Genomic DNA, 2,644 nt, shown 5'->3' on the forward strand with positions numbered 1-2,644 from the left:
TTCGCGCCAAGGGTGGCATTTCGACTACGGGGTTGGCACCCTCTATGACCGGCCTTTCAAGACCGTTCGTCTATACCATCTTGTAACGCCGCCATCTCGGCAGAGATGACTGAAAAGTCCCACAACCCCCAACGTGCAACGCCTGCCGGCTATCACACACGCTAGGTTTAGCCTGTTCCGGTTTCGCTCGCCACTACTAACGGAATCGCGGTTGCTTTCTCTTCCTGTGGGTACTGAGATGTTTCACTTCCCCACGTTCCCTCTACCCGCCCTATATATTCAGGCGGGAGTCACTAGGTCGGCACGCCGCCCAGCGGGGTTTCCCCATTCGGACACCCTCGGATCAAAACTTGCTTATCAGTTCCCCGAGGCTTATCGCAGATTGCTACGTCCTTCTTCGGCTCCAGATGCCAAGGCATTCACCGTTTGCTCTTAAAGACTTGATAAATCACATGAGTTTGAATCAGAATCGACACCAGACACACGGCCTGGCTTGAAATTGACTAATGATCTTTAAGATCATCTTGTGCAACCGATCAAAGATCAGTTGCAAGATGCTCGCGTCCACTGTGTAGTTCTCAAAGTACGGGCGGTACCCCTTCCCGCCTCCCCCACAGGGGAAACAACAAGAGGCCCAGAGGTACAGAAACGATCCGAAGATCGCATCCGGTCCCTCAGGACCCAACAGCGTGCAGACACCCCGCTCACGAAGCCCCACTTTCCAACCAACCCGAAGGTCAGCGTACTCACGAGACTCAGCTGCGCTGATGTCATGTCAAATGTTCCACCCATGAGCTCCCAGCGAGAAACGAACGTCCTCGATCTGGGTTCTGGACTCCGAAGAGTCAGATGCTCCTTAGAAAGGAGGTGATCCAGCCGCACCTTCCGGTACGGCTACCTTGTTACGACTTAGTCCTAATTACCGATCCCACCTTCGACGGCTCCCTCCACAAGGGTTAGGCCACCGGCTTCAGGTGTTACCGACTTTCATGACTTGACGGGCGGTGTGTACAAGACCCGGGAACGTATTCACCGCAGCGTTGCTGATCTGCGATTACTAGCGACTCCGACTTCATGAGGTCGAGTTGCAGACCTCAATCCGAACTGGGACCGGCTTTTTGGGATTCGCTCCACCTCGCGGTATTGCAGCCCTTTGTACCGGCCATTGTAGCATGCGTGAAGCCCAAGACATAAGGGGCATGATGATTTGACGTCATCCCCACCTTCCTCCGAGTTGACCCCGGCAGTATCCCATGAGTTCCCACCATTACGTGCTGGCAACATAGAACGAGGGTTGCGCTCGTTGCGGGACTTAACCCAACATCTCACGACACGAGCTGACGACAACCATGCACCACCTGTTTACGAGTGTCCAAAGAGTTGACCATTTCTGGCCCGTTCTCGTATATGTCAAGCCTTGGTAAGGTTCTTCGCGTTGCATCGAATTAATCCGCATGCTCCGCCGCTTGTGCGGGTCCCCGTCAATTCCTTTGAGTTTTAGCCTTGCGGCCGTACTCCCCAGGCGGGGAACTTAATGCGTTAGCTGCGTCACGGAATCCGTGGAATGGACCCCACAACTAGTTCCCAACGTTTACGGGGTGGACTACCAGGGTATCTAAGCCTGTTTGCTCCCCACCCTTTCGCTCCTCAGCGTCAGTTACGGCCCAGAGATCTGCCTTCGCCATCGGTGTTCCTCCTGATATCTGCGCATTCCACCGCTACACCAGGAATTCCAATCTCCCCTACCGCACTCTAGTCTGCCCGTACCCACTGCAGGCCGGAGGTTGAGCCTCCGGATTTCACAGCAGACGCGACAAACCGCCTACGAGCTCTTTACGCCCAATAATTCCGGATAACGCTTGCGCCCTACGTATTACCGCGGCTGCTGGCACGTAGTTAGCCGGCGCTTTTTCTGCAGGTACCGTCACTTTCGCTTCTTCCCTGCTAAAAGAGGTTTACAACCCGAAGGCCGTCATCCCTCACGCGGCGTTGCTGCATCAGGCTTGCGCCCATTGTGCAATATTCCCCACTGCTGCCTCCCGTAGGAGTCTGGGCCGTGTCTCAGTCCCAGTGTGGCCGGTCACCCTCTCAGGCCGGCTACCCGTCGACGCCTTGGTGAGCCATTACCTCACCAACAAGCTGATAGGCCGCGAGCCCATCCCCAACCAATAAATCTTTCCAGTAGCTGACCATGCGGTCGCCACTCGTATCCAGTATTAGACGCCGTTTCCAGCGCTTATCCCAGAGTCAGGGGTAGGTTGCTCACGTGTTACTCACCCGTTCGCCACTGATCCCACAGAGCAAGCTCCGTGTTCACCGTTCGACTTGCATGTGTTAAGCACGCCGCCAGCGTTCATCCTGAGCCAGGATCAAACTCTCCGTAAAAAAGAAATGCATACGACACCGGGAAAACGGTGACGCAGCGAGTTTGATGCTGACCAAAGAGACAAATTCATTGCTGACTTCATCCGAATGCCAACCCCACAAGGAGGTTGGTCTTTGATCCAAAGGAATTCTCACCCAGCCGAAGCTAGACGAGGATAATTTGGCATTTGACAAGTGCACGCTGTTGAGTTCTCAAGGATCGGATGCTCCCACGACCCAGTCATCACAACCAGGCCCGAAGGGCAACTTCTCTATCTTA

General features: G+C 54.7%; 2 rRNA genes (1 of these 2 cut by a window edge). Both read right to left on the reverse strand.

Going from position 1 to position 2,644, the window contains the following annotated elements:
* Nucleotides 1–446 (reverse strand): 23S ribosomal RNA (locus MRBLMI13_RS18375); it reaches 2,757 nt to the left of the window's first position.
* 414 nt (nucleotides 447–860) lie between these two features.
* Nucleotides 861–2,385: ribosomal RNA gene (locus tag MRBLMI13_RS18380) — 16S ribosomal RNA — on the reverse strand.
* The 16S and 23S rRNA genes sit together here, the layout of an rRNA operon.
* Nucleotides 2,386–2,644: the final 259 nt, after the last annotated feature.

The sequence above is a fragment of the Microbacterium sp. LMI13-1-1.1 genome (genome assembly GCF_040815625.1).
Taxonomy (GTDB): Bacteria; Actinomycetota; Actinomycetes; order Actinomycetales; family Microbacteriaceae; genus Microbacterium; species Microbacterium forte.